This window comes from Pseudoalteromonas sp. MMG024 (assembly GCF_021654175.1).
GTDB lineage: Bacteria > Pseudomonadota > Gammaproteobacteria > Enterobacterales > Alteromonadaceae > Pseudoalteromonas.
Genome location: NZ_JAKFZO010000017.1, coordinates 38356 through 60060, shown reverse-complemented (window position 1 = coordinate 60060; position 21705 = coordinate 38356). Strand labels below are relative to the sequence as shown.

23 protein-coding genes are annotated in these 21705 nt (G+C 39.8%); 4 read left to right on the top strand and 19 right to left on the bottom strand.

Features of this window, described 5'->3' with window-relative positions:
- Positions 1 to 15: 15 nt before the first annotated feature.
- The 12 genes from atpG to mioC form a co-directional block, all read right to left on the bottom strand.
- Positions 16 to 876, bottom strand: a complete 861-nt coding sequence (gene atpG / locus L1068_RS16015; RefSeq protein WP_237131052.1) for a F0F1 ATP synthase subunit gamma — start codon at positions 874 to 876, stop codon at positions 16 to 18.
- Positions 877 to 920: 44 nt separating this feature from the next.
- A complete protein-coding gene (gene atpA / locus L1068_RS16010) occupies positions 921 to 2462 on the bottom strand; it encodes a F0F1 ATP synthase subunit alpha (RefSeq protein ID WP_010561333.1) in 1542 nt (513 codons plus the stop codon).
- Between the two features lie 14 nt (positions 2463 to 2476).
- Positions 2477 to 3010, bottom strand: coding sequence for a F0F1 ATP synthase subunit delta (gene atpH / locus L1068_RS16005; protein WP_237131051.1), 534 nt, complete (start codon positions 3008 to 3010; stop codon positions 2477 to 2479).
- Positions 3011 to 3025: 15 nt separating this feature from the next.
- Entirely contained in the window at positions 3026 to 3496 is a 471-nt protein-coding gene (gene atpF / locus L1068_RS16000; RefSeq protein ID WP_010561331.1) for a F0F1 ATP synthase subunit B, read from the bottom strand.
- Positions 3497 to 3540: 44 nt separating this feature from the next.
- Entirely contained in the window at positions 3541 to 3774 is a 234-nt protein-coding gene (atpE, locus tag L1068_RS15995; protein WP_010561330.1) for a F0F1 ATP synthase subunit C, read from the bottom strand.
- Positions 3775 to 3823: 49 nt separating this feature from the next.
- Positions 3824 to 4678 (bottom strand): F0F1 ATP synthase subunit A, encoded by an 855-nt coding sequence (gene atpB / locus L1068_RS15990; protein ID WP_237131050.1) that lies wholly within the window; start codon positions 4676 to 4678, stop codon positions 3824 to 3826.
- 15 nt (positions 4679 to 4693) lie between these two features.
- On the bottom strand, positions 4694 to 5071 hold the full coding sequence (locus L1068_RS15985) for an ATP synthase subunit I (RefSeq protein ID WP_237131049.1): 378 nt from the start codon (positions 5069 to 5071) through the stop codon (positions 4694 to 4696).
- A gap of 218 nt (positions 5072 to 5289) precedes the next feature.
- Positions 5290 to 6198 (bottom strand): ParB/RepB/Spo0J family partition protein, encoded by a 909-nt coding sequence (locus L1068_RS15980; RefSeq protein WP_105173036.1) that lies wholly within the window; start codon positions 6196 to 6198, stop codon positions 5290 to 5292.
- Positions 6199 to 6214: 16 nt separating this feature from the next.
- Positions 6215 to 7000, bottom strand: coding sequence for an AAA family ATPase (locus L1068_RS15975; RefSeq protein WP_237131048.1), 786 nt, complete (start codon positions 6998 to 7000; stop codon positions 6215 to 6217).
- A gap of 16 nt (positions 7001 to 7016) precedes the next feature.
- Positions 7017 to 7637 (bottom strand): 16S rRNA (guanine(527)-N(7))-methyltransferase RsmG, encoded by a 621-nt coding sequence (rsmG, locus tag L1068_RS15970; protein WP_237131047.1) that lies wholly within the window; start codon positions 7635 to 7637, stop codon positions 7017 to 7019.
- Between the two features lie 30 nt (positions 7638 to 7667).
- Complete coding sequence (mnmG, locus tag L1068_RS15965; protein WP_237131046.1) at positions 7668 to 9557, bottom strand: tRNA uridine-5-carboxymethylaminomethyl(34) synthesis enzyme MnmG; 1890 nt, start codon at positions 9555 to 9557, stop codon at positions 7668 to 7670.
- Between the two features lie 428 nt (positions 9558 to 9985).
- Positions 9986 to 10420, bottom strand: a complete 435-nt coding sequence (gene mioC, locus L1068_RS15960) for an FMN-binding protein MioC (protein ID WP_237131045.1) — start codon at positions 10418 to 10420, stop codon at positions 9986 to 9988.
- A gap of 449 nt (positions 10421 to 10869) precedes the next feature.
- Between mioC and L1068_RS15955 the strand changes: the two genes are divergently transcribed.
- Entirely contained in the window at positions 10870 to 11124 is a 255-nt protein-coding gene (locus L1068_RS15955; RefSeq protein WP_105173033.1) for a hypothetical protein, read from the top strand.
- A gap of 417 nt (positions 11125 to 11541) precedes the next feature.
- Here the strand turns inward: L1068_RS15955 and L1068_RS15950 are convergent, their stop codons facing one another.
- The 7 genes from L1068_RS15950 to rpmH form a co-directional block, all read right to left on the bottom strand.
- Entirely contained in the window at positions 11542 to 12351 is an 810-nt protein-coding gene (locus L1068_RS15950; protein WP_237131044.1) for a hypothetical protein, read from the bottom strand.
- 645 nt (positions 12352 to 12996) lie between these two features.
- Positions 12997 to 13356, bottom strand: coding sequence for a ribosome recycling factor family protein (locus L1068_RS15945; RefSeq protein WP_237131043.1), 360 nt, complete (start codon positions 13354 to 13356; stop codon positions 12997 to 12999).
- 178 nt (positions 13357 to 13534) lie between these two features.
- Positions 13535 to 14899 carry a tRNA uridine-5-carboxymethylaminomethyl(34) synthesis GTPase MnmE gene (mnmE, locus tag L1068_RS15940; protein ID WP_237131042.1) on the bottom strand — a complete coding sequence of 455 codons (1365 nt, stop codon included), beginning with the start codon at positions 14897 to 14899 and terminating at the stop codon, positions 13535 to 13537.
- Positions 14900 to 14992: 93 nt separating this feature from the next.
- Positions 14993 to 16621: a membrane protein insertase YidC gene (gene yidC, locus L1068_RS15935; protein WP_100914466.1), complete on the bottom strand. Its 1629-nt coding sequence runs from the start codon at positions 16619 to 16621 to the stop codon at positions 14993 to 14995.
- An 8-nt stretch (positions 16622 to 16629) separates the two neighbouring features.
- Entirely contained in the window at positions 16630 to 16896 is a 267-nt protein-coding gene (gene yidD, locus L1068_RS15930; protein ID WP_010561312.1) for a membrane protein insertion efficiency factor YidD, read from the bottom strand.
- Positions 16897 to 16975: 79 nt separating this feature from the next.
- Positions 16976 to 17404, bottom strand: coding sequence for a ribonuclease P protein component (rnpA, locus tag L1068_RS15925; RefSeq protein WP_010561311.1), 429 nt, complete (start codon positions 17402 to 17404; stop codon positions 16976 to 16978).
- A 4-nt stretch (positions 17405 to 17408) separates the two neighbouring features.
- Positions 17409 to 17543: a 50S ribosomal protein L34 gene (gene rpmH / locus L1068_RS15920; RefSeq protein WP_010376846.1), complete on the bottom strand. Its 135-nt coding sequence runs from the start codon at positions 17541 to 17543 to the stop codon at positions 17409 to 17411.
- Positions 17544 to 18090: 547 nt separating this feature from the next.
- Here rpmH and dnaA point away from each other — a divergent pair.
- The 3 genes from dnaA to recF are packed head-to-tail and all read left to right on the top strand — an operon-like array spanning position 18091 to position 21703.
- The gene (gene dnaA / locus L1068_RS15915) at positions 18091 to 19470 is read left to right on the top strand and encodes a chromosomal replication initiator protein DnaA (RefSeq protein ID WP_237131041.1); all 1380 of its coding nucleotides are present in this window, start codon (positions 18091 to 18093) and stop codon (positions 19468 to 19470) included.
- Positions 19471 to 19482: 12 nt separating this feature from the next.
- Complete coding sequence (dnaN, locus tag L1068_RS15910) at positions 19483 to 20586, top strand: DNA polymerase III subunit beta (protein WP_237131040.1); 1104 nt, start codon at positions 19483 to 19485, stop codon at positions 20584 to 20586.
- 22 nt (positions 20587 to 20608) lie between these two features.
- Positions 20609 to 21703 carry a DNA replication/repair protein RecF gene (gene recF / locus L1068_RS15905; protein WP_237131039.1) on the top strand — a complete coding sequence of 365 codons (1095 nt, stop codon included), beginning with the start codon at positions 20609 to 20611 and terminating at the stop codon, positions 21701 to 21703.
- The last annotated feature ends 2 nt before the right edge of the window (positions 21704 to 21705 follow it).

Genomic DNA, 21705 nt, shown 5'->3' with positions numbered 1-21705 from the left:
TAACTTTGCCAACCGTTAAACGGCTGCTGAACCTGACACGATTTCACTAATTTCTTGTGTAATCGCGGCTTGTCGTGCTTTGTTGTATACCAGTTGTAACTCATCAATTAAGTCACCTGCGTTGTCTGTTGCAGCTTTCATCGCAACCATACGTGCAGCTTGTTCAGATGCAGCGTTTTCAACAACACTCTGATATACCTGAGACTCGATAAAGCGTTTAATAAGAGTTTCTAAAATTGCCTCTGGGTTTGGCTCATATAAGTAATCCCAAGAGTGGCTAGAAACTTCTTCGTCAGCTTTAGGCAAAGGTAATAACTGATCGATCACTGGCTCTTGCTTCATGGTGTTTACAAAGTTGTTGTAAACAACAAACAAGCGGTCAATTTTTCCTTCAGAGTATGCATCAAGCATTACTTTTACAGGACCAATTACGTCCTGAATTGAAGGAGAATCACCAAGCCCTGCTCTGCTTGCTAATAGCTCACCGCCAAAACGCTGGAAAAAGCCTGCTGCTTTGCTACCTAGGGCAGCAAATTCAGCGTCAACGCCTTTTTCTTTCCACGCTTTAACGTCTAGTGCAACTTTCTTAAACTCGTTTGAGTTTAAGCCGCCACATAGACCGCGGTCAGTAGAAACAATAATGTAACCAACTTTCTTTACATCACGTTCTTCTAAAAACGGGTGTTTAAAGTCTAAGTTAGCCTGAGCAACACGACCGATCACTTTGCGTATATTTTCAGCGTATGGGCGGCTTGATGCCACGCGATCTTGTGCCCTCTTCATTTTAGAAGCGGCAACCATCTCCATTGCGCTGGTGATCTTCTGAGTATTTTTAATACTCCCGATCTGTGATTTTATCTCTTTTCCGCCGGCCATGACTTATCTCCGAATCAGTGGTGACCGAAGTCACCATTAATAACTTACCAAGTTTGTGTAGATTTACACTTCTCTAAAAGCTCTTTAAGTTGAGCTTCGATCTCGGCGTTGTAGTTACCCGTTTCGTTGATTTCAGTCATAAGCGCTGAATATTCACTGTTAGCGAAAGAGATTAACGCAGCTTCGAAATCAAGTACTTTGTTGATTTCGATGTCTTTTAGATAACCTTTTTCAGCAGCGAATAATGACAGAGACATTTCAGCAACAGACATTGGAGCGTACTGCTTTTGCTTCATAAGCTCAGTAACACGCTCACCATGCTCTAATTGAGCACGAGTTGCATCGTCAAGGTCTGACGCAAACTGTGAGAACGCTGCTAGTTCACGATACTGTGCTAGCGCTAGACGGATACCACCACCTAGTTTCTTAACGATCTTAGTTTGTGCTGCACCACCAACACGCGATACCGAGATACCAGCGTTAACCGCTGGACGGATACCTGCGTTGAATAGGTCAGTTTCTAGGAAGATCTGACCATCGGTGATTGAGATAACGTTTGTAGGTACGAACGCAGATACGTCACCACCTTGAGTCTCAATGATTGGAAGTGCAGTTAACGAACCTGTCTTACCTTTCACTTCACCGTTAGTGTACTTCTCAACGTAATCAGCGTTTACACGTGATGCACGCTCTAGAAGACGTGAGTGAAGGTAGAATACGTCACCTGGGTATGCTTCACGGCCTGGTGGACGCTTAAGTAGTAGTGAGATCTGACGGTAAGCAACAGCTTGCTTAGACAGATCATCATATACGATTAATGCATCTTCACCGCGGTCACGGAAGTATTCACCCATAGTACAACCAGCAAATGGCGCTAGGAATTGTAGCGCAGCTGATTCAGAAGCAGATGCAACAACAACGATAGTGTTTTCAAGTGCACCGTGCTCTTCTAACTTACGTACTACGTTAGCAATTGTAGATGCTTTTTGACCAACCGCTACGTACACACACTTAACGCCTGTGTCTTTTTGGTTGATGATAGCATCGATTGCTAGTGCAGTTTTACCAGTCTGACGGTCACCGATTACTAGCTCACGCTGACCACGACCTACTGGAATCATCGCATCGATAGACTTATAACCAGTTTGTACTGGCTCGTCTACTGATTGACGCTCGATTACACCTGGTGCAATCTTTTCTACAGGTTCGAAACCTGCAGCTTCAACAGCGCCTTTACCATCAATTGGCTCACCTAGTGTGTTAACAACACGACCAAGTAGTTTAGGGCCAACTGGTACTTCAAGGATACGACCTGTTGCTTGTACTTTTACGCCTTCTTTAAGGTCTGCGTATGGACCCATTACTACTGCACCTACTGAGTCGCGCTCAAGGTTTAGTGCGATAGCATAACGGTTGCCTGGAAGCTCGATCATCTCACCTTGCATACAGTCAGCTAGACCGTGAATGCGGATGATACCGTCAGTAACAGATACAATCGTACCTTCGTTACGTGCTTCACTTACAACTTCGAACTGCTCAATACGTTTTTTGATTAGTTCTGAAATTTCAGTGGAATTAAGTTGCATGCTCTTCTTCCCAATTACGATTGTAGTGTTGTTGAAAGACGATTTAGCTTGCCGCGTACTGTTCCATCAATCACAGTATCGCCAGCTTTAATCACTAGACCGCCCATAGTGTTAGCATCAACACTACAATTCAGCTTAACTTTGCGTGCGAAGCGTTTTTCCAATGCTGCGCTAAGAGTAGCTTTCTGCTCTGCAGAAAGCTCAGTTGCAGAAACCACGTCAACGTCGATTTCTTTGTCATATTCTGATTTAAACTCAGCATATAACGTAGCAACAGCAGGAATAGCGGCTAAACGCTCATTTTCGGCCATTAGCTTGATAAGATTCTGACCCAGTTCGTTGATCTGCTCAGCACCAAGCTTGATGATTACATCAGCTTGCTCTTTTGCAGATGGGATGCTTGAAAGCAGGGCTTTAACCTGCTCATCGCTAGCTAATGCGCCAGCGAAGAACAACATTTCATTCCAACTTTCTACAGCACCTTTTTCAACCGCTAGGTCAAAAGCCGCTTTCGCGTATGGGCGAGCGATGGTAGTCAATTCAGACATGCTCATACCCTCCTATTAAAGCTGCGCAACAAGTTTTTCAACGATGTCGCTATGTGCCGCTTCATTGATCTCGCGCTCTAAAATTTTCTCTGCGCCAACAACTGCTAGAGTAGCAACTTGTTTACGTAGTTCTTCTTTAGCACGGTTACGCTCAGCTTCTACTTCTGAGTGACCTTGAGCAATGATAGCTTGACGCTCCTCTTGACCACGAGATGTCTCGTCATCAACGATTTGTGTCGCACGCTTTTTAGCTTGTTCAATAATGTCAGCTGCTTGCGCTTTCGCTTCTTTAAGCTGGTCAGCTGCTTTCTGCTGAGCAAGCTCTAAGTCTTTTTCAGCTCTGTCTGTAGCAGCTAAACCTTCTTCAATTTTTTTCTGGCGAGCTTCAATTGCGCCGTTTAGCGGTGGCCATACATATTTCATACAGAAAAGTACGAAAACCGTAAACGCAATTAATTCACCAATTAGAGTGGCAGTTAAGTTCACGACCGCTCCTCCTTAAATAGTTTGCTGTTCAACGATTAATAAAATTAAAGTACGAACAACAATACCATTGCGATACCTACACCGATCATTGCTACCGCATCGATAAGACCAGCTAGGATGAACATTTTAACTTGTAGTGAAGGCGCTAGTTCAGGCTGACGAGCACATGCTTCTAGGAATTTACCACCCATGTTACCGAAGCCGATTGCAGTACCGATAGCACCGAAACCGATAAGTAGAGCCACAGCGATGTACTTAAGACCAATCATTAGTTCCATTTTTATCTCCAAAATGTAAATTAAAAGTTAAATTAAAAAAGTGTATAAATTAGTGGTTGTCTGAGCTTGCCATGCTTAGGTAAACAATCGTCAGCATCATAAATACGAATGCTTGAAGAACGATAACTAAGATATGGAAAACTGCCCAAATAAAGTGTAATGGTAACTGCATTAAGCCAACTGCACCGATTAGGATGAAGATAAGCTCACCTGCATACAGGTTACCGAACAAACGCAGTGCAAGTGAAAACGGCTTAGCAATTAGTGCGATTGTTTCTAATAGAAGGTTACACGGGATTAAGAACAACATACCGATTTTGTTCTTAGTGCTGAATGGGTGAAGCGTAAGTTCAGCGATGAAACCTTTGATGCCTTTAATTTTAATTGAGTAGCCAATCATCAGGAAGAATACGCCTAATGCTAATGCAGCAGTCATATTAATATCTGTGGTTGGTACTATCTTCATGTAGACATCGTGTGAATCCACACCAAACGCTGATTCGCCAACAAAGCCAGCAAACGCAGGTAAGAAGTCAACAGGAATTAAGTCCATTAGGTTCATTAAGAAAACCCAAACAAAGATGGTCAGTGCAAGCGGAGCAATTAACGCGCTCTTACCATGGTAAGTATCACGTACGTTGTCGCCAACAAACTCAACAATCATCTCAATGAAACATTGAAACTTACCCGGTACACCGGTAGTTGCTTTATTTGCTGCACTACGGAAGATCCATAAAAATAAGATCCCTAATCCGATAGACCAAGCAAGGGTATCGATATGCCACGTCCAGAAACCACTGTCAGCACATGCTTTGTTGAAGGCAAGACCAGCATCGGTCGAACACATCTTAGCATTTGTTAAGTGGTGCTGAATGTGACTCGATAGAGTTACTTCTTCAGCCATGTTTTATCCCAAAAGTTAATGAAAAAAAATCGGTGCAAACCAGCTCACAATCATCACCAACACATAAACCGAGAAAAATGGTAACAACACCACTGTTGACGACTTAAGTACCAGTGCGAATAGCAAAATGGTTAATAAATACTTTAATCCAGCTCCTCGTTTAATCGAGGAATATACTTGTTGTACTTGTCTGGCCCCTGCAAAGCGAAACGCATAAAGGGTATATACAAAATTGGGAAGCAACGCGACAAATCCGCCCATTAACGCCGATTTACCCGCTAACACTCCCCAAACAAGCCAAACTACTAACGCACTCACAAGTGCTACTACGCCCTGCAAATAAATAAACTTCAGTGCTTTGGTTCGTAAAGGTTTTGCTAAAGAATTTGCCACAAAAATAATCAACCTTCACGATGCACAATGAAACAGGGTACAAAAAACTGGCAAAATTATACTTATTTTTGCCAGATTTGCAACTTGAAAGCCGTTTATTTATAGGCTTTTGGAAGGTGCATAAACAGGCTTTAAACCGTGATTTTTATGCAAAATTTAAGGTATTTTTAGACTATTAGTTAATATTAATGAAATGTATATCGAAAATTAATATAACGTTAATTGATTTTCTCTAAAATACCGTCAAGTTCATCAAGAGAGGTATACGAAATAACCAGTTTACCTTTGCCTTTCTGATTGTAGTTAATTTCAACTTTAGCCCCTAAGTTTTGAGCAAGCTGCTGTTCTAACTGCAATACATCTGGATCTTTTTCTTTTGGTTGCGCTTCAGGCTTAGGTTCAAGCACTGAACGCACTAGTTTTTCTGTTTCACGTACGGTAAGCGCTTTTGCGACTACGATACGCGCAGTGGCCGACTGATCTTCACCATCAAGTGCTAATAAACAGCGGGCATGACCCATTTCAATGTCGCCGTGTTCTAGCAAACGTTTAACATCTTCATTGAGATTATTTAAACGCAGCAAATTAGTTACGGTTGTACGTGATTTACCTACCGCATCAGCAACTTGTTGATGTGTCAGCTCAAATTCGTTCAATAAACGGTCAAGAGCAACCGCTTCTTCCATCGCATTTAAGTCTTCACGTTGAATATTTTCAATTAATGCTATGGCAACAGCCGCTTCGTCAGGCACTTCTTTGATTAAACAAGGAACAACTTCTAATTTAGCAAGTTGTGCCGCACGCCAGCGACGTTCACCGGCAATAATCTCGTAGCTATTATGTGCAATTGGACGCACCACAATTGGCTGAATCACCCCTTGTGCGCGGATTGAAGAGGCCAGTTCTTCAAGTGCCTCTTCTGACATGTCTTTACGCGGCTGATATTTTCCTGGATGTAAGAATTCAATCGGGAGTTTTTGTAGTTCACTTGGCGGCGTCGCTTTTGCAGATTCATTAACACCGTCAGTTTGCGCGACTGATTGATCTTGAACATCCTGCGCTTTTGGTTTTGCAGATGTTAACAGGGCATCCAAGCCGCGCCCTAAACCACGTTTTTTAGGAGACATTCATTTTCCTCAGAAATTAAGCAACGGCCTGACTTTTTTTCTCTTTACGACGCAGCATTTCTCCGGCTAATGCAAGATATGCTTTAGCACCACTTGATGCGCGATCGTAGTACATTGCAGGCGCACCAAAACTTGGCGCTTCAGCTAAGCGTACATTACGAGGGATTACCGTACGGTATACTTTTTCACCAAAATGTTGTTTTAATTGGTCAGACACGTCATTTGCTAGACGATTACGCGGATCGTACATGGTTCGCAAGATGCCTTCAATTTCTAATTTTGGATTTACTAATTTAGCAAGCTGCGTGATGGTATCCATCAGCGCTGTTAAACCTTCTAATGCAAAATACTCGCATTGCATAGGTACCAATACCGAGTCTGCTGCGGCCATTGCATTTACCGTTAACATGTTTAACGAAGGAGGGCAGTCAATAAAGATAAACTCGTACTGGTCTGCTACTTTTTCAAGCGCATTGCGCAAGCGAATTTCTCGCGCGTACATTTCCATAAGCTTCACTTCAGCAGCAGTTACGTCGCCATTTGCTGCAATTAAGTGATATTCGCCAGAGGTTTCTTTGATAACAACTTCATCGAAAGGTTTTTCTTCAACAAGCAGATCGTAAGTAGTGGCAATTTCATCGTATTTGTCGACGCCGCTACCCATAGTCGCATTACCTTGTGGATCGAGGTCGATTAACAGCACTTTACGCTTAGTAGCAGCCATTGACGCTGCTAAATTTACCGCAGTGGTGGTTTTGCCAACCCCACCTTTTTGGTTTGCAATTGCAATGATTCTAGCCACGGTGTCCCCTAACAAATTAGTTCTTTTTTAGAATTATTAAATGCCTTTCGGCATCCAGCTCAGGCACTGTTAATACTACTTTATCTTGGTATTCAATCGAGGCCGGTAATTGGTCAATTTCTTGTTCAGGAAATTGCCCTTTTAGCGCAATAAAACGACCAGAGTGATCCACTAAGTGCTGACACCAGTCTACCATATCTTGCAAAGATGCAAAGGCACGACTTAAAACGCCATCAAATGGTTGTTCTGGTTGATATTTTTCAACGCGAGATTGCACCGGAGTAATATTTTTAAGCTTTAAATTTAGCTTAACTTGATTTAAAAAACGAATGCGTTTGCCAAGGCTATCTAATAACACAAATTGTTTATCAGGATGAGCAATTGCTAACACCACACCTGGTAAGCCAGGGCCTGTACCAACATCAATATAGTGATTGCCGTCTAAATGCGGTGCCACAACCAGTGAATCAAGAATGTGTTTAACCACCATTTCTTGTGGATCTCGAACAGATGTTAAGTTGTAAGCTTTATTCCACTTATCAAGCATTTCAACATAACTAACCAGTTGCTGTTTTTGCGTTTCAGATAATGAAATGGATGTTTTTGCCAATAAGGCGTCTAATTTATTGCGAATCACGTAATGAACCCAGAAAGCAGCAAATCAGCACTAAGCTGATTTGCGTAATAAACCTTGTTTTTTTAAGTACACTAATAATAGCGAAATTGCTGCAGGTGTTATACCTGAAATTCGTGATGCTTGGCCGATAGTAGTTGGACGTACATCAGTTAACTTGGCAACAACCTCATTTGATAAACCCGATACCTTGCTGTAATCAAAATCAGCTGGCAATAAGGTATTCTCATGGCGTAATTGCTTATCGATTTCGTCTTGCTGACGTGCAATATAACCTGCGTATTTAATTTGAATCTCAACTTGCTCATGCGCTTGTGCATTATTAGTTTCAGGTGCTAAGCCGTCAATCGCAACCAGATCGTTGTAACTCACTTCAGGGCGCTTAACCAGATCAGCAAGACTTGCTTCACGCGTTAATGGCATTTTCAGTAAGGCATTAACATTTTCAAGTGCAGGGTGATCTTTATGGATCCACGTATCTTTTAAGCGTTGAGACTCAAGCTCCATCACTTCGATCTTTTCATTGAATGCCTGCCAACGTGCATCGTCAACTAAACCAAGTTCACGGCCCTTTGCTGTTAAGCGTAGATCGGCATTGTCTTCGCGCAATAATAAACGGTATTCAGCACGACTTGTAAACATGCGGTACGGTTCTTTTGTACCAAGCGTTGCTAAGTCATCAATCAGTACACCTGTGTATGCTTCATCACGGCGTGGTGTCCAAGCATCTTTACCTTGCACTTGTAACGCAGCATTCATACCTGCAATTAAGCCCTGTGCGCCGGCTTCTTCATAACCGGTAGTACCGTTAATTTGGCCGGCAAAGAATAAGCCATTAATAAACTTAGTTTCTAAAGATTGCTTTAAATCACGAGGATCGAAGAAATCATATTCAATTGCATAACCAGGACGGCAAATATGGGCATTTTCAAAGCCTTTAATCGATCTTACGATCTGCATTTGCACATCAAACGGTAAACTTGTCGAAATACCATTTGGATATAATTCGTGTGTAGTAAGGCCTTCCGGCTCAACAAAGATCTGGTGCTTGTCTTTGTCTGCAAAACGCATGATCTTATCTTCAATCGATGGACAATAACGTGGGCCAATGCCTTCAATTACACCAGCATACATTGGTGAACGATCAAGGTTATTGCGAATAACGTCATGCGTTTTTTCATTAGTGTAAGTGATATAGCAAGGGATCTGCGTTGGGTGATCAGATTGTTTGCCCATAAATGAGAACACTGGTGTTGGCGTATCACCTGGTTGAGGCTGCATTACTGAAAAATCAACAGTACGTGCATCAATACGTGGCGGCGTACCTGTTTTTAAACGATCAACACGGAATGGTAATTCACGTAAACGCTTAGCAAGGGCAATAGACGGTGGATCACCAGCACGACCACCGCTAAAGTTTTCCATACCAATGTGAATTGTACCACCTAAGAAAGTGCCTACAGTTAAAACCACGCTTGGCGCTTCAAACCTAAGCCCCATTTGAGTTACAACACCTTTTACGGTATCGCCATCAACGATGAGATCATCACACGATTGTTGGAAAATGGTAAGGTTTTCTTGGTTTTGCAAAGTTTGCTGAATTGCTTCTTTGTAAAGCTTTCTGTCAGCTTGTGCTCGTGTAGCACGCACCGCTGGGCCTTTAGAAGAATTAAGCGTTCTAAATTGAATGCCACCTTTATCGATCGCTTGTGCCATAGCGCCACCTAGTGCATCGATTTCTTTAACCAAATGGCCTTTACCGATCCCACCGATCGCAGGATTACATGACATTTGACCTAAGGTATCAATATTATGAGTCAACAGTAATGTTTTCATTCCCATGCGTGAAGAAGCGAGTGCTGCTTCTGTACCAGCATGTCCACCACCAACAACAATAACGTCAAATTGTTCATGAAATAGCATGTAAAGGATCCTGCGTAATATCCGAGTTAGATTTTGAAAGGATGCGTATTCTACCTAGAAATTCTAAGAAGTGAAACGATTAAATAATGAACACGATATAAAGAGCTGATCTAATATAAAATAAATGATCTTTAGAAAGATCTTGTTATTTTTATTATATAGTAGCCCTGTTTCTGTTGATAACTCTAACTACAACTTTACTTTCAGTAAGTTAAGTCAGATCAATTGATGTTGATATGATCGGATCAAGTACTTTAAAAGCACTGATCAACTTGCCTAGTTATCAACATATCGATCAAGTGAAAATTCTATCCAATGCATAATCATCTATAAATACAAGGTTAGATCAAGGGTTATCCACAATTCGATCTAAATATATTAAAAATTGTGAATAACCTTTTCATATGATCAATAGCCTAGTGCTGTGATTATAGCTTGGCTAACAACTGCGGAAGCCAAGCCAGTGCAATATCTTCAGGTAATTCTTCCGATTGGGCGTCAACTTCTAAGCGATCGACAAGCTTTACAGCGCCTTTATTAGCTAGGTGTTGATCTAGCTCTTTCGCTGCCTGATTAAATTGATCGTAGCTAGAATCGCCTAAACCGATTACCGCATATGTTAGATGTGTAAGTTGTTCTACTTCAGCTAAATCAGACGCAAAGCTTTGAATGTTATCTGGTAACTCACCTGCACCATGGGTTGAAGTGCATATTAACCAAGCATTATCTTTGATCTCTGAAAGTACAGGATGCTCGTGCACAGTGGTATGAATGTCATGTTCTACTAACGCCTCTTGGATCTGTTCTGCGACATATTCTGCCGAACCCATTTGGCTACCAACAATAATGCTTAGATTTTTCATGATGAGTTGATCAGGTATTTTTCTCGATCTTAAGGTATAAATAGCTTAGTTAAAAGATCTTATTCACAGTGGATAGAAATAGTTTGTTTGTTTAATCAACATATTTTGTTTAGGTTGTTGTTATTACGTGTTTTTTATTATTTAGAATGTTTTAATAAATTTGAGATCAATCTGTGTAAAACTCGTTGCTAACCTCTTTATTACTCTTTAACAAAGACTATATAAATCCATTTAGCATTGATTAAAACATCAAGTTTAAGCACGTTGTGGATAGATCTATTCAATGCAGATCGAGATCGGCTTTTTTATTAGATCTAACTAATTGGTTTTAAGATCCAAATATTCTAAAAACTGTCGATCTTTTAGCATGACCAATCGAAGTTTGATCTGTTTTTTCGATCGCATTGTGACAAAATGGCAATATGTAATATCAATATTGGTGATATGTAGTGATTGATTTTTATCGGATCAAAGAAGGTGAGTTTGTTCGTTTGGTTGAAACTGGCTCTATGACAGATTTTATAGCGCAAGAATCGAACCTGGAGGCGAATAAGTATCACTTATTTGCGATTAATACGCAAACAGGAAAGGGTTATACCATTCGCCAAGCGAGGGTAGATGAGCTTAGATCATGGCGCTTAGATCGCCTTGCAATGTTATTAAAAAAGCTCGGGCAGGGCAGTTTTCAGGTTAGAAACTTATAAGAAGTTGGTTGTTTATTGCAACGTTTGAGGTGTTGAGAGGGAGGTTTTAGGATTGTTCGAAACATTATATTCTTACTTCCCTGTATTTTGATAAAGCCCATCCATGGGCTTCATGTCACTTTTCTTTGCTTCGCCAAAGATAAAGTAACCAAAAGAAAGGCGACCGCGAAATCAAACTGATCCTCACAACAAATTTGAATTTTATGATAAACGCCATGAATCGATATCCCTATCTCAGCATGGCTTACTCGACTCGCTACGCTTCCTGTTTCGTATTATCAATTCAAATTTGCTGTTCGTGTTTGATTAAAGCGCAATGAAAGTCAGCTGCAATTTAAATAAAAGCTTATAATGTTGATATATTTGTTAATTTATTAATCTATATTTTCACATATTGCTTATTTAAAACTCGAACATTTATTCATTTGAAATGAGATCTTTTTTAGGATCATATATATAAACAGGATTTCGATTGAATTTTTTATAGCCCTTTAATGATGTTTTATAAATATTTAATTTATTGCTTGAGCCTCTAACTTTATTGTCATAGAGTGCTTTATAGAGATATGTATAACCATCTAACCATTGTGGTATCACACATACTTTCCCATAACCTAGCCTAATCTTAAAACTCGCATAATTATTAGATTTATTTTGGGAAACTTGTAACTCAGACCAAGTGAAATTTCCTTTACCAGGAACATTTATACCATCTTCAAAAAGAGTGATTACTTCTTTATGTCTATCTCTAAATCTAATTGCGGCTTTACCAAAATAAAAGAAAACAATAACCGCATAAGTAATAAATAGGATTAGATTGCTATTTGATTGATTCAATAATCTATAAACTGTATCTGCAAAGATAAAAATCAAAATTATCGAAGTAAATAAATAACAATAAAAATATCCAATAATTGTTATTTTAATCCCTTTAAACGTATGAGTCTTGCTACCTAGTTCTTTTTGAGTTTCTTTTAACGGTTCCTTATCATGAAGTAGGATAATGCTTTCGTTTGATATTTTCTTAAATGAAATTGCTAGTTTTACTAAAATTATAAATAAGATGACTAATGTGATTATTTTTGCTGAAAAGTCACTTATAAAAATTGATAACAAGCTTGATATTGGTGGTGTTACAGCAATAATAACTTCATCCAAAAAGTACGGTAGAAGTTCAATTGCAAATATGATTAAGCTTGTAAGTAAAATTCCTTTTTTAGCTTTCATAAAATTTTAGATAAGAATATTATTTATAAAATATTAACATCTCAATTCAATTAAACAGAGAATTAACTTGTTTCACATAAGAGACTTATTTCTTGCGAATCAATTTGATCAGAGTCGCAGGTTCAAGTTTCTAAATTTGGTTACTATAGGCTAATTTTACTTTTCCACTTCAGGTGTTTGAAAACCTGTTCCGTTTTAATCAAACCCGAGAACCTGATTTTAATTGATAATGTGAGACAGGAAGCGGAGCGAGTCGAGCAAGCCATGCTGAGATAGGGAAATCGATTTATGGCGCTTATCTTAAATTAAAATCTGATTAGAGGACAAAGTTTGATTTTTACGGTCGCCTTTCTTTTACGAAATACATCCCTGTATTTCTCCCTGCGGGCCAGCTTTGCTGTTCAAATTTATTCCCTATAAATTTGTGGTTATTTTATCTTTAGCGAAGCACTAATTTGTCTGGAAAAAATTAGAATGCCGTAGGCAGTCTTTAGATGGAAAGAGGGAGCTTGTAATAAAGAAAAGTGACATGACCCCATGGAAGGGGTTATTAAATACATGGAGGTAAATGTATGATTATGAATGCTGTTGTTGCGACTAGATGCCTATTTTCTTGGGGCACGCGATAAGAATCAGTTTAAACCCTCATTCTTCCCATTCAACCACATCAAAAGCTTTTCTTGCTTCCACCAGCGTGCAGTCGGTCTGGCTAATAAGCTGCTGTTGTGTGATATTTGGATTGTTTTTAACGATTTCAACTAAGTCAGTTATTAGCGGTCTTGGCTGATTACTTTTAAGTGTTTCAATCACCCATTGCCAGCTGGGTTCTTCGAATGATTGTGCTTGTTGGATGATGTTTTGAAATTGCGGCCAATCACCTTGTAGTCGCCAGTGTCGTGAGCGGCCTTTACGATTTAACTGAGCGCCGGATGATTTGATCAGTGCTTTTAATTCGTTAGCTTTTTCAATACGGCGAACAAAGCTGTTTAATTGAGTATCAAGCATTGAAGAGTTACAAATTAGTATTGAATTAGCGGGTTGAGATATTGATATAAGCTCAATAAGAGGTCATTTCGCAACTGGTGTTTTACAGTCTTTGTAGCGAATGCTGAAATCTCGAAAAATGATTAGTGATGCTGAGTTATACCCAGCATCTGAAACCTCAATTCTATAACCTAATTTATCATTTACCGATACAGAATGAGCTGAATATTTTGCCAAGCAAATCATCAGAGGAGAATTCACCGGTGATCTCGTTGAGATATTGCTGGGTTAAACGTAGCTCTTCTGCCAATATTTCACCTGCAATGTGCATTTCTAACTGATCTTTGCCTGTTGATAGGTGATACGCTGCACTTTCTAAAGCATCAAGGTGACGGCGGCGTGCCATAAAGCTGCCTTCGGTAGCGCCTTGGAAACCCATGATTTGTTTTAAATGAGACTTAACAAGTTCCACACCTTCACCACTGTTAGCGCTAACGCTCAGTACTGGTGATTCTAGTGAATCATCAATTTGAATACTTTCGCCCGATAAATCCGCTTTGTTTCGAATAACACTGATACCCATACTTTGTGGTAATTTCTCAGCAAATTCAGGCCAAATTTTTGCAGGATCGGTTTCGTTTGTTTCGGTGCTATCAACCATAAACAATACGCGATCGGCTTGATTAATTTCTTGCCAAGCGCGCTCAATACCAATTTGCTCAACTACATCTGGACTTTCACGCAGACCTGCGGTGTCGATAATATGCAGCGGCATACCGTCAATATCGATGTGTTCGCGTAAAACGTCGCGTGTGGTGCCGGCAATATCAGTAACAATGGCAGCTTCACGACCAGCAAGGGCATTAAGTAAGCTCGATTTACCTGCATTAGGGCGACCAGCAATTACTACGCGCATACCTTCACGCATAATTGCACCTTGCTTGGCTTGTGCTGTTACGTTGTCGAGCTGTTCGATTATCGCGTTAAGGTCGTTGGCGACTTTACCATCTGATAAAAAGTCGATTTCTTCATCGGGGAAATCTATGGCAGCTTCAACATACATGCGCAGGTGAATAACTTGTTCTACTAGCGTGTCGATATGTTTTGAAAATTGCCCCTGCAGCGAGTGTAGAGCGCTTTTGGCTGCTTGCTCTGAATTGGCATTAATTAAATCTGCAATCGCCTCAGCTTGGGTTAAATCCATCTTGTCGTTTAAGAATGCACGCTCACTGAATTCACCTGGTTTAGCTAAACGTACACCGTCAATTTGCGTGATTTCGCGCAGCAGCATATCAATAATTACTGGGCCACCATGGCCTTGTAGTTCAAGTATGTCTTCACCAGTAAAAGAATTAGGGCCTTTGAAGTAAAGTGCTATACCTTGGTCGAGTTGCTCACCCTGTAAGGTATTAAACGATAGGTAGTCGGCATAACGTGGCTTTGGGCATTTGCCTAAGATTTTTTCAGCAACCTGTTGTGACAGTTTGCCTGAAACACGAATAATGCCAACGCCGCCTTTGCCTGGCGCTGTTGCTTGTGCAACGATGGTATCTTGATTAAACATAGAGATGAGTTGATAGCTTTAGTTACTTATATTGTAACTGGCGTGCATAAAAAAGGCGACACACTGTGCCGCCTTTCATTTATTTAGTTCGGTTTATGATTTAACCGAGATACCTTTCTTTTCCATGCCTTTGTAGATGTATAGCATCTGAGCAATTGAAATTAAGTTAGATACTAGCCAGTACATTACAAGACCTGATGGGAACCAGATAAAGAATACTGAGAACATTACAGGCATCCAAGTCATCATTTTCTGCTGCATTGGATCAGTAACCGTCATTGGCTGTAGCTTTTGCATTAGGAACATACTTGCACCAAATAGAATTGGTAAGATGAAGTATGGGTCCATTGCTGCTAAGTCATTTAGGTATAAAAATTCAGTGTGACGAATTTCTACTGATTCCATGAATACATAGAATAAACCTAGGAAGATTGGCATTTGTAGCAATAGTGGGAAACAGCCACCCATAGGGTTAACTTTTTCTTTGCGGTACATTTCCATCATTGCTTGACCCATCTTCTGACGGTCATCGCCGTAACGATCTTTAAGTGCCATAATTTTTGGCTGAAGGTTACGCATTTTAGCCATTGAGGTGTACTGGGCTTTAGTAAGTGGGTAAAGCACCATTTTTACGATAACAGTAATCGCGATGATTGCTAAACCTAGGCTACCAATTAAGCCATATAACCACATTAGTAATGAGTGTAGTGGCTGTGAAATAAACCATAGCCAGCCGTAGTCTACGGTTAGGTCTAAGTCTGTTTGTAACGCTTCAAGCGTAGCTGAATCTTTAGGACCCATATAATAAGTAGAGCTAATTGTATGTGTGCTATTTGCTGCAACGTTTTCTAGTGGACCTTTTAAACCGATAATAACTGAATTATCGCTGCGAGCCTTAGTGTAGATGTTATTTTGTTGCTCTTGGTTTGGCACCCATGCACTTACAAAGTAGTGCTGGATAAAGCTGATATAACCCGCTGTAGTGTTAATATTTAGGTCACGCTCTTTAATGTCATCAAAGCTGTACTTTTCGTAAGGCTCTTCTGCAGTACCGTAAGCTGTACCTAAATATGTTTGGTCAATCATGCCACCTTTTTCGGTGATCGAACGCTTAATTTGCGTAAATAACTGAACTTGCTTTGTTTCAGCTGTGTTGTTAGCAATTTGATATTCAACGGCAACATCGTAACGACCCGCTGTGAAAATATATGTTTTGGTATAGCTAACACCGTCTTTAACAAATGTAAGTGGTACACGTAGCTCATCACCTTTTAGCTGGTAACTTGTTTGTGCTGCTTGGTATGTTGGGCGACCGTCAGATGATGCATCTGGTCCGTGTAAACCAATTAAGCCACTTTGTGAGAAATATTGATTGCCGTCTAACACGCCAAGCAACATAAATGGGTTATCGCTATCGATTTTTTCTTTGAAGTTTAATAGCTTGGTTTCGATGATATCGCCACCAAAGGTATCAAGTTTTACAGAAAATACATCGGTTGTTACATCAATAATTTGACGTGAGTTTGCGACGTTCGCTACAGGTAAGTCGCCAGTTGATGACTGTGGAACAAAGTCATTGTTGGCAGACTGGTTTGTAGATGTTTGCGTTGTAGCACTTGTCTCGGTATTTACTTGTGGGTTGTTATCCATATTCCATTGTTGGAATAAAAGAAAACTTACCAAAAGAAAACCGATAAATAAAAACGTGCGTTGTGATTCCATAACAGCTCTTATTTCTCGCGGTGTTGTTTAAGTGAATTTTGTTTATCAGGCACGGGATCATCCCCACCTGGATGCAAAGGGTGACATTTTATAATGCGTTTCGCTGCGAACCAACTCCCTTTTACAAATCCATGTATTTTTATTGCATCTATCGCATAACTTGAACATGTCGGGGTAAAACGACAGTTTTGGCCAAGCAGTGGACTGAGTAGTTTTTGATACACCTTAATAATTAAGATCATCAGATTACTCGGCAGAGCAAATAAAAAGTGCATTTAATGAAAAAGTGCCTGATTAAAAGGTGAGCTAACTTTACCTAAATTTGCCTAGTTTTGCTATGCAACAACAGGTTTATTAGGCTTTGTTATTCGGTTTTTTTGCGTTTTTGTTTTTTTGCCAGTGATTAGGGCGTGGTTTTGGCTTATAGCCAGGTTGGCAACGCTCATTAATTTTGCGCCAAAGCTTAGTTAATTGCTTGTGTAACTCTTCGTTAGATAATTCATCAACGCCAGTTTTAACCATTAAAACAATATCAATATTGTCGAGTTGATGGCGGTTTAAGCGGAAATTTTCACGGGCAAGGCGTTTAATGCGATTACGTTGTACCGCTTTTTTAACGCGTTTTTTAGCTATGGTTAAACCTAGACGTGGATGGTCTAGATCATTTCGTTTTGCTAAAAGAGTAAAGTGTTGATTTGCTGCACGTGCAGGCTCATTGAAGATGCGGGAGTAGTGTGAGGGAGTTAACAGACGTAACTCCCTACCAAAGCGAAAGTCTTCCACTATATTAAGCAGAAAGAACCTTACGGCCCTTAGCACGACGACGTGCTAAAACTTTACGACCATTTTTAGTCGCCATACGTGCACGGAAACCGTGAGTACGTTTACGCTTAAGAACGCTAGGTTGAAAAGTTCTTTTCATAACTATATTCCATCCGATCGGTTAAAAGTTAAAACATCCTATGCAGGTCGCGATCCTGGCACAGGTGCCATTGCGAGCGCGAGATGTTATAGAGAAGCACACACAAAGTCAATAAAAAACGCACAATAGTCGCGTTAATTATAGGCATTGAATTAAAGCCGTTCTATTCTTAACAAGGTAGTTACATTTACCTTTATATAAGACGAGATCGTACTGTATTTCTCTGTTTGATCCAGCGAGGATCAATTTTAAAATAAAGTTTTCCACAATGATAGTGTAAAAATTGCGACTTTTCTTTGGAAAACTTTTATAGATCTACTTTAATCATTTTGATCAAGCTTTTTATTAATAATTTATCCACATTAATTTTTAACTAAAAAGCATTTAAAAATAATAAGTTATATATTTACCTGTGTCAGATCATAAAAAATATAAAAATCAATGTTGATGTTGTGGATAAACTAGCTTCATAATGGCAGTCTTAACTTGGATTTGATGCTTAATTTCTGCTCTATTTTGGTGAGCGGGAATATTATTGGGGGTTGCCGTGTATTTGTCGGTTTGGCAAAGCTGTCTTTACGTTTTACAAGATGAACTGCCATCACAACAATTTAGTATGTGGGTGCGTCCGCTACAGGCAGAAAGCACTGAAGATACCCTCACTATTTATGCGCCTAACCGTTTTGTACTTGATTGGGTGCGTGAAAAGTACCTAAACCGTATTAACGAGTTATTAATTGAGATTTGTGGTGACGAAGCGCCGGAATTGCGTTTTGAAGTTGGCAGTACGGTTAATATTAGCAAGCCTGCTGCACCACAAACACCAGCGCAAGAAAAAACAGCAGTTGAAGCGCCCGTTAAAAAAGAAAACAAAGCGCCTGTTGAGCCTGCACCTAAAAACATGCCTAAATCAAATATCAAAGAAAACTATACCTTTGATAGCTTTGTTGAAGGTAAATCGAACCAATTAGCAAAAGCTGCGGCAACGCAGGTTGCTGATAACCCTGGTTCGGCTTTTAACCCTGTTTTTATATATGGTGGCACAGGTTTAGGTAAAACCCACTTATTACATGCTGTGGGTAATGGCATCTTAGACAAAAAAGAGAATGCAAAAATTGTATATATGCATTCTGAGCGTTTTGTACAAGATATGGTAAAAGCGCTGCAAAATAATGCGATTGAAGAATTTAAACGTTACTACCGTAGCGTTGACGCATTACTTATCGATGATATTCAGTTTTTTGCTAATAAAGAACGTTCACAAGAAGAGTTCTTTCATACCTTTAATGCATTATTAGAAGGTAACCAACAAATTATTTTAACCTCAGACCGCTATCCAAAAGAAATTGAAGGGGTAGAGGATCGCCTTAAATCACGATTTGGCTGGGGTTTAACCATTGCGATTGAGCCACCAGAGCTTGAAACGCGCGTTGCCATCTTGATGAAGAAGGCGCAGCAAAGCCAAATTAAATTACCTGAAGAAGTAGCATTTTTTATTGCCAAGCGTTTGCGTTCTAACGTACGTGAACTAGAAGGGGCATTAAACCGCGTAATTGCCAATGCTAACTTTACCGGTAGGCCAATTACTATCGACTTTGTAAAAGAAGCGCTGCGTGATTTACTCGCGCTACAAGATAAACTAGTAACAATTGATAATATTCAAAGAACAGTAGCAGAGTACTACCGTATTCGCGTTTCTGACTTATTATCAAAACGTCGCAGTCGTTCAGTTGCAAGACCACGCCAAGTCGCAATGGCATTATCAAAAGAATTAACCAATCACAGTTTGCCTGAAATCGGCGATGCGTTTGGCGGACGAGATCATACAACCGTGCTACATGCATGTAGAAAAGTGAAGTCACTTCGTGAAGAGTCTCACGAAGTAAAAGAAGATTATCAAAACTTGATTAGAACTTTGTCATCTTAGGACGAGTACAGCATGAAAATTACTATTTCGCGCGAGCAATTTTTACAACCTTTAATGCAGGTTTCAGGAGCGATTGAGCGCAAACATACGTTACCGATTCTATCTAATGTGTTGTTAGAGGTAAAAGAAGGTGTACTTTATTTCACAGGTACCGATCTTGAAATAGAACTTGTAGCAAGTGTGGTTTTAGCTGAACCAGTAGCAGATTGTAAGCTTACATTACCGGCTAAAAAACTATTGGATATTTGTAAGAGCTTGCCTGATGGTTCTGATATCACGCTAACTATTCAAGATGCGCAAGTTTTACTTACGTCTGGCAAAAGTCGTTTTTCACTAGCGACATTAGCGGCGGAAGACTTCCCTAATTTAGAAAACTGGGACAGCGAAGTAACCCTTAACCTAACGCGTTTAGAACTTAGGAAATTACTTGAAAGTACAAGTTTTTCTATGGCAAATCAAGATGTTAGATATTATCTGAATGGTATGTCACTGGAAATCGAAAACGATGTAGTTAAAACGGTTGCAACCGATGGCCACCGTTTAGCATTAGCGCAAAAACCATTAGAAGCATCACTTAATACTCAACGTCAGGTAATTATTCCACGTAAAGGCGTACAAGAAATTATGCGCTTATTGATTGTTGACGATGAAGTTGTTGAAATTCAGTTAGGTGCTAATCATGTTCGTATTATCGACCAGGCATTTATCTTTACATCTAAATTAGTTGATGGTCGTTTCCCTGATTATCGTCGCGTATTACCACGTGGTGGCGACAAACAAATTGTGGCTAATCGCGAGTGGTTACGCAGCGCATTTGCCCGAGTATCGATTCTTTCAAACGAAAAATTCCGCGGTGTAAGGTTAAACCTTACTTCAGGCGAGCTAACGATTTCTGCCAATAACCCAGAGCAGGAACAGGCGGAAGAAACCGTAGAAGTAATGTACCAAGGCCCTGATTTAGAAATTGGTTTTAATGTGTCGTACTTATTAGAAGTATTAAATACCATTAAAACCGACGACGTTTTATTTACCTTACTTGATTCAAATAGCAGTGCATTAATTGAAGGGCAGGGCGACGAAGGCGCCATGTACGTTGTAATGCCGATGCGTTTATAGTGGTTGGAGTAAGTATAATTAAATGAGCTTAGTTACCTTTAATGTTTCAAATTTTCGTAATATTGAAGCGCTGAGCTTTGAACCCTCTCCTGAAGTTAATGTGATTATTGGAGAGAATGGCAGTGGCAAAAGTAGTTTACTTGAAGCCATTTATTTTCTGTCTCACGGTAAATCCTTCCGCACTTCTAAATTTAAAGCTGTAATTCAACATCAAAAAAATGCCATGGTACTACATGGCAAAAAGCAATTTAACAGCCTACAAATCCCTGTAGGGCTGCAAAAAGAACGCTCCGGTGATACTCTGGCAAAAGTGCATGGAAAGCGCTGTGACCGCATGGCACAGCTTGCAGAAGTGCTTCCTGTGCAAGTGATTACCCCAGAAAGTTTTGAGCTGTTTTTTGGTGGTCCAAAAGAACGCCGTCGCTTTTTAGATTTAGGATTGTTCCACGTGGAACAAGAGTTTTATTATCATTGGTATCGTTTTAATAAATTATTGAAACAACGCAATGCGCTGTTAAAGCAAAAACCACATGGATTTGAGCAACAAATTCAGTTCTGGGATAAAGAATTTGTCACAATCGCGACAAAGATAAATACACTTAGAACCACATATATAACTAGGTTATCTAACCTGTTTTTTGATAAGATAGTTAGTCAGATTGAATTATTTAAAAGTCTTACTTTTGATTTTTCTCCAGGTTGGAAAGCTGAAGATGATTTAGCTGAGCAACTGGGTAAAAACTTCGAAAGAGACGCAAAACTGGGTTACACCAGTAAAGGCCCTCATAAAGCCGATATCAACTTTTTAATTGACGGTATCGCAGTTGATAATTTTTTGTCACGGGGGCAGTTGAAGCTTTTGATGTATGCGCTAAAGATTTGTCAAAATAGCCTGATTGAAAGTGAAACAGATAAACAATCACTTTTTTTAATTGATGATTTACCGTCTGAATTAAGCAGTGAAACAAAACAAGCTGTAAGTGAGTTACTCGCTCATTCAAATTCACAGCTGTTTATAAGCGCTATTGATTACGACAGTATTTCAGCTGTGGTGGAACCTCTAAATAAAAATATGAAAGTGTTCCACGTGAAACATGGCAAACTAATAACAAGTTAATT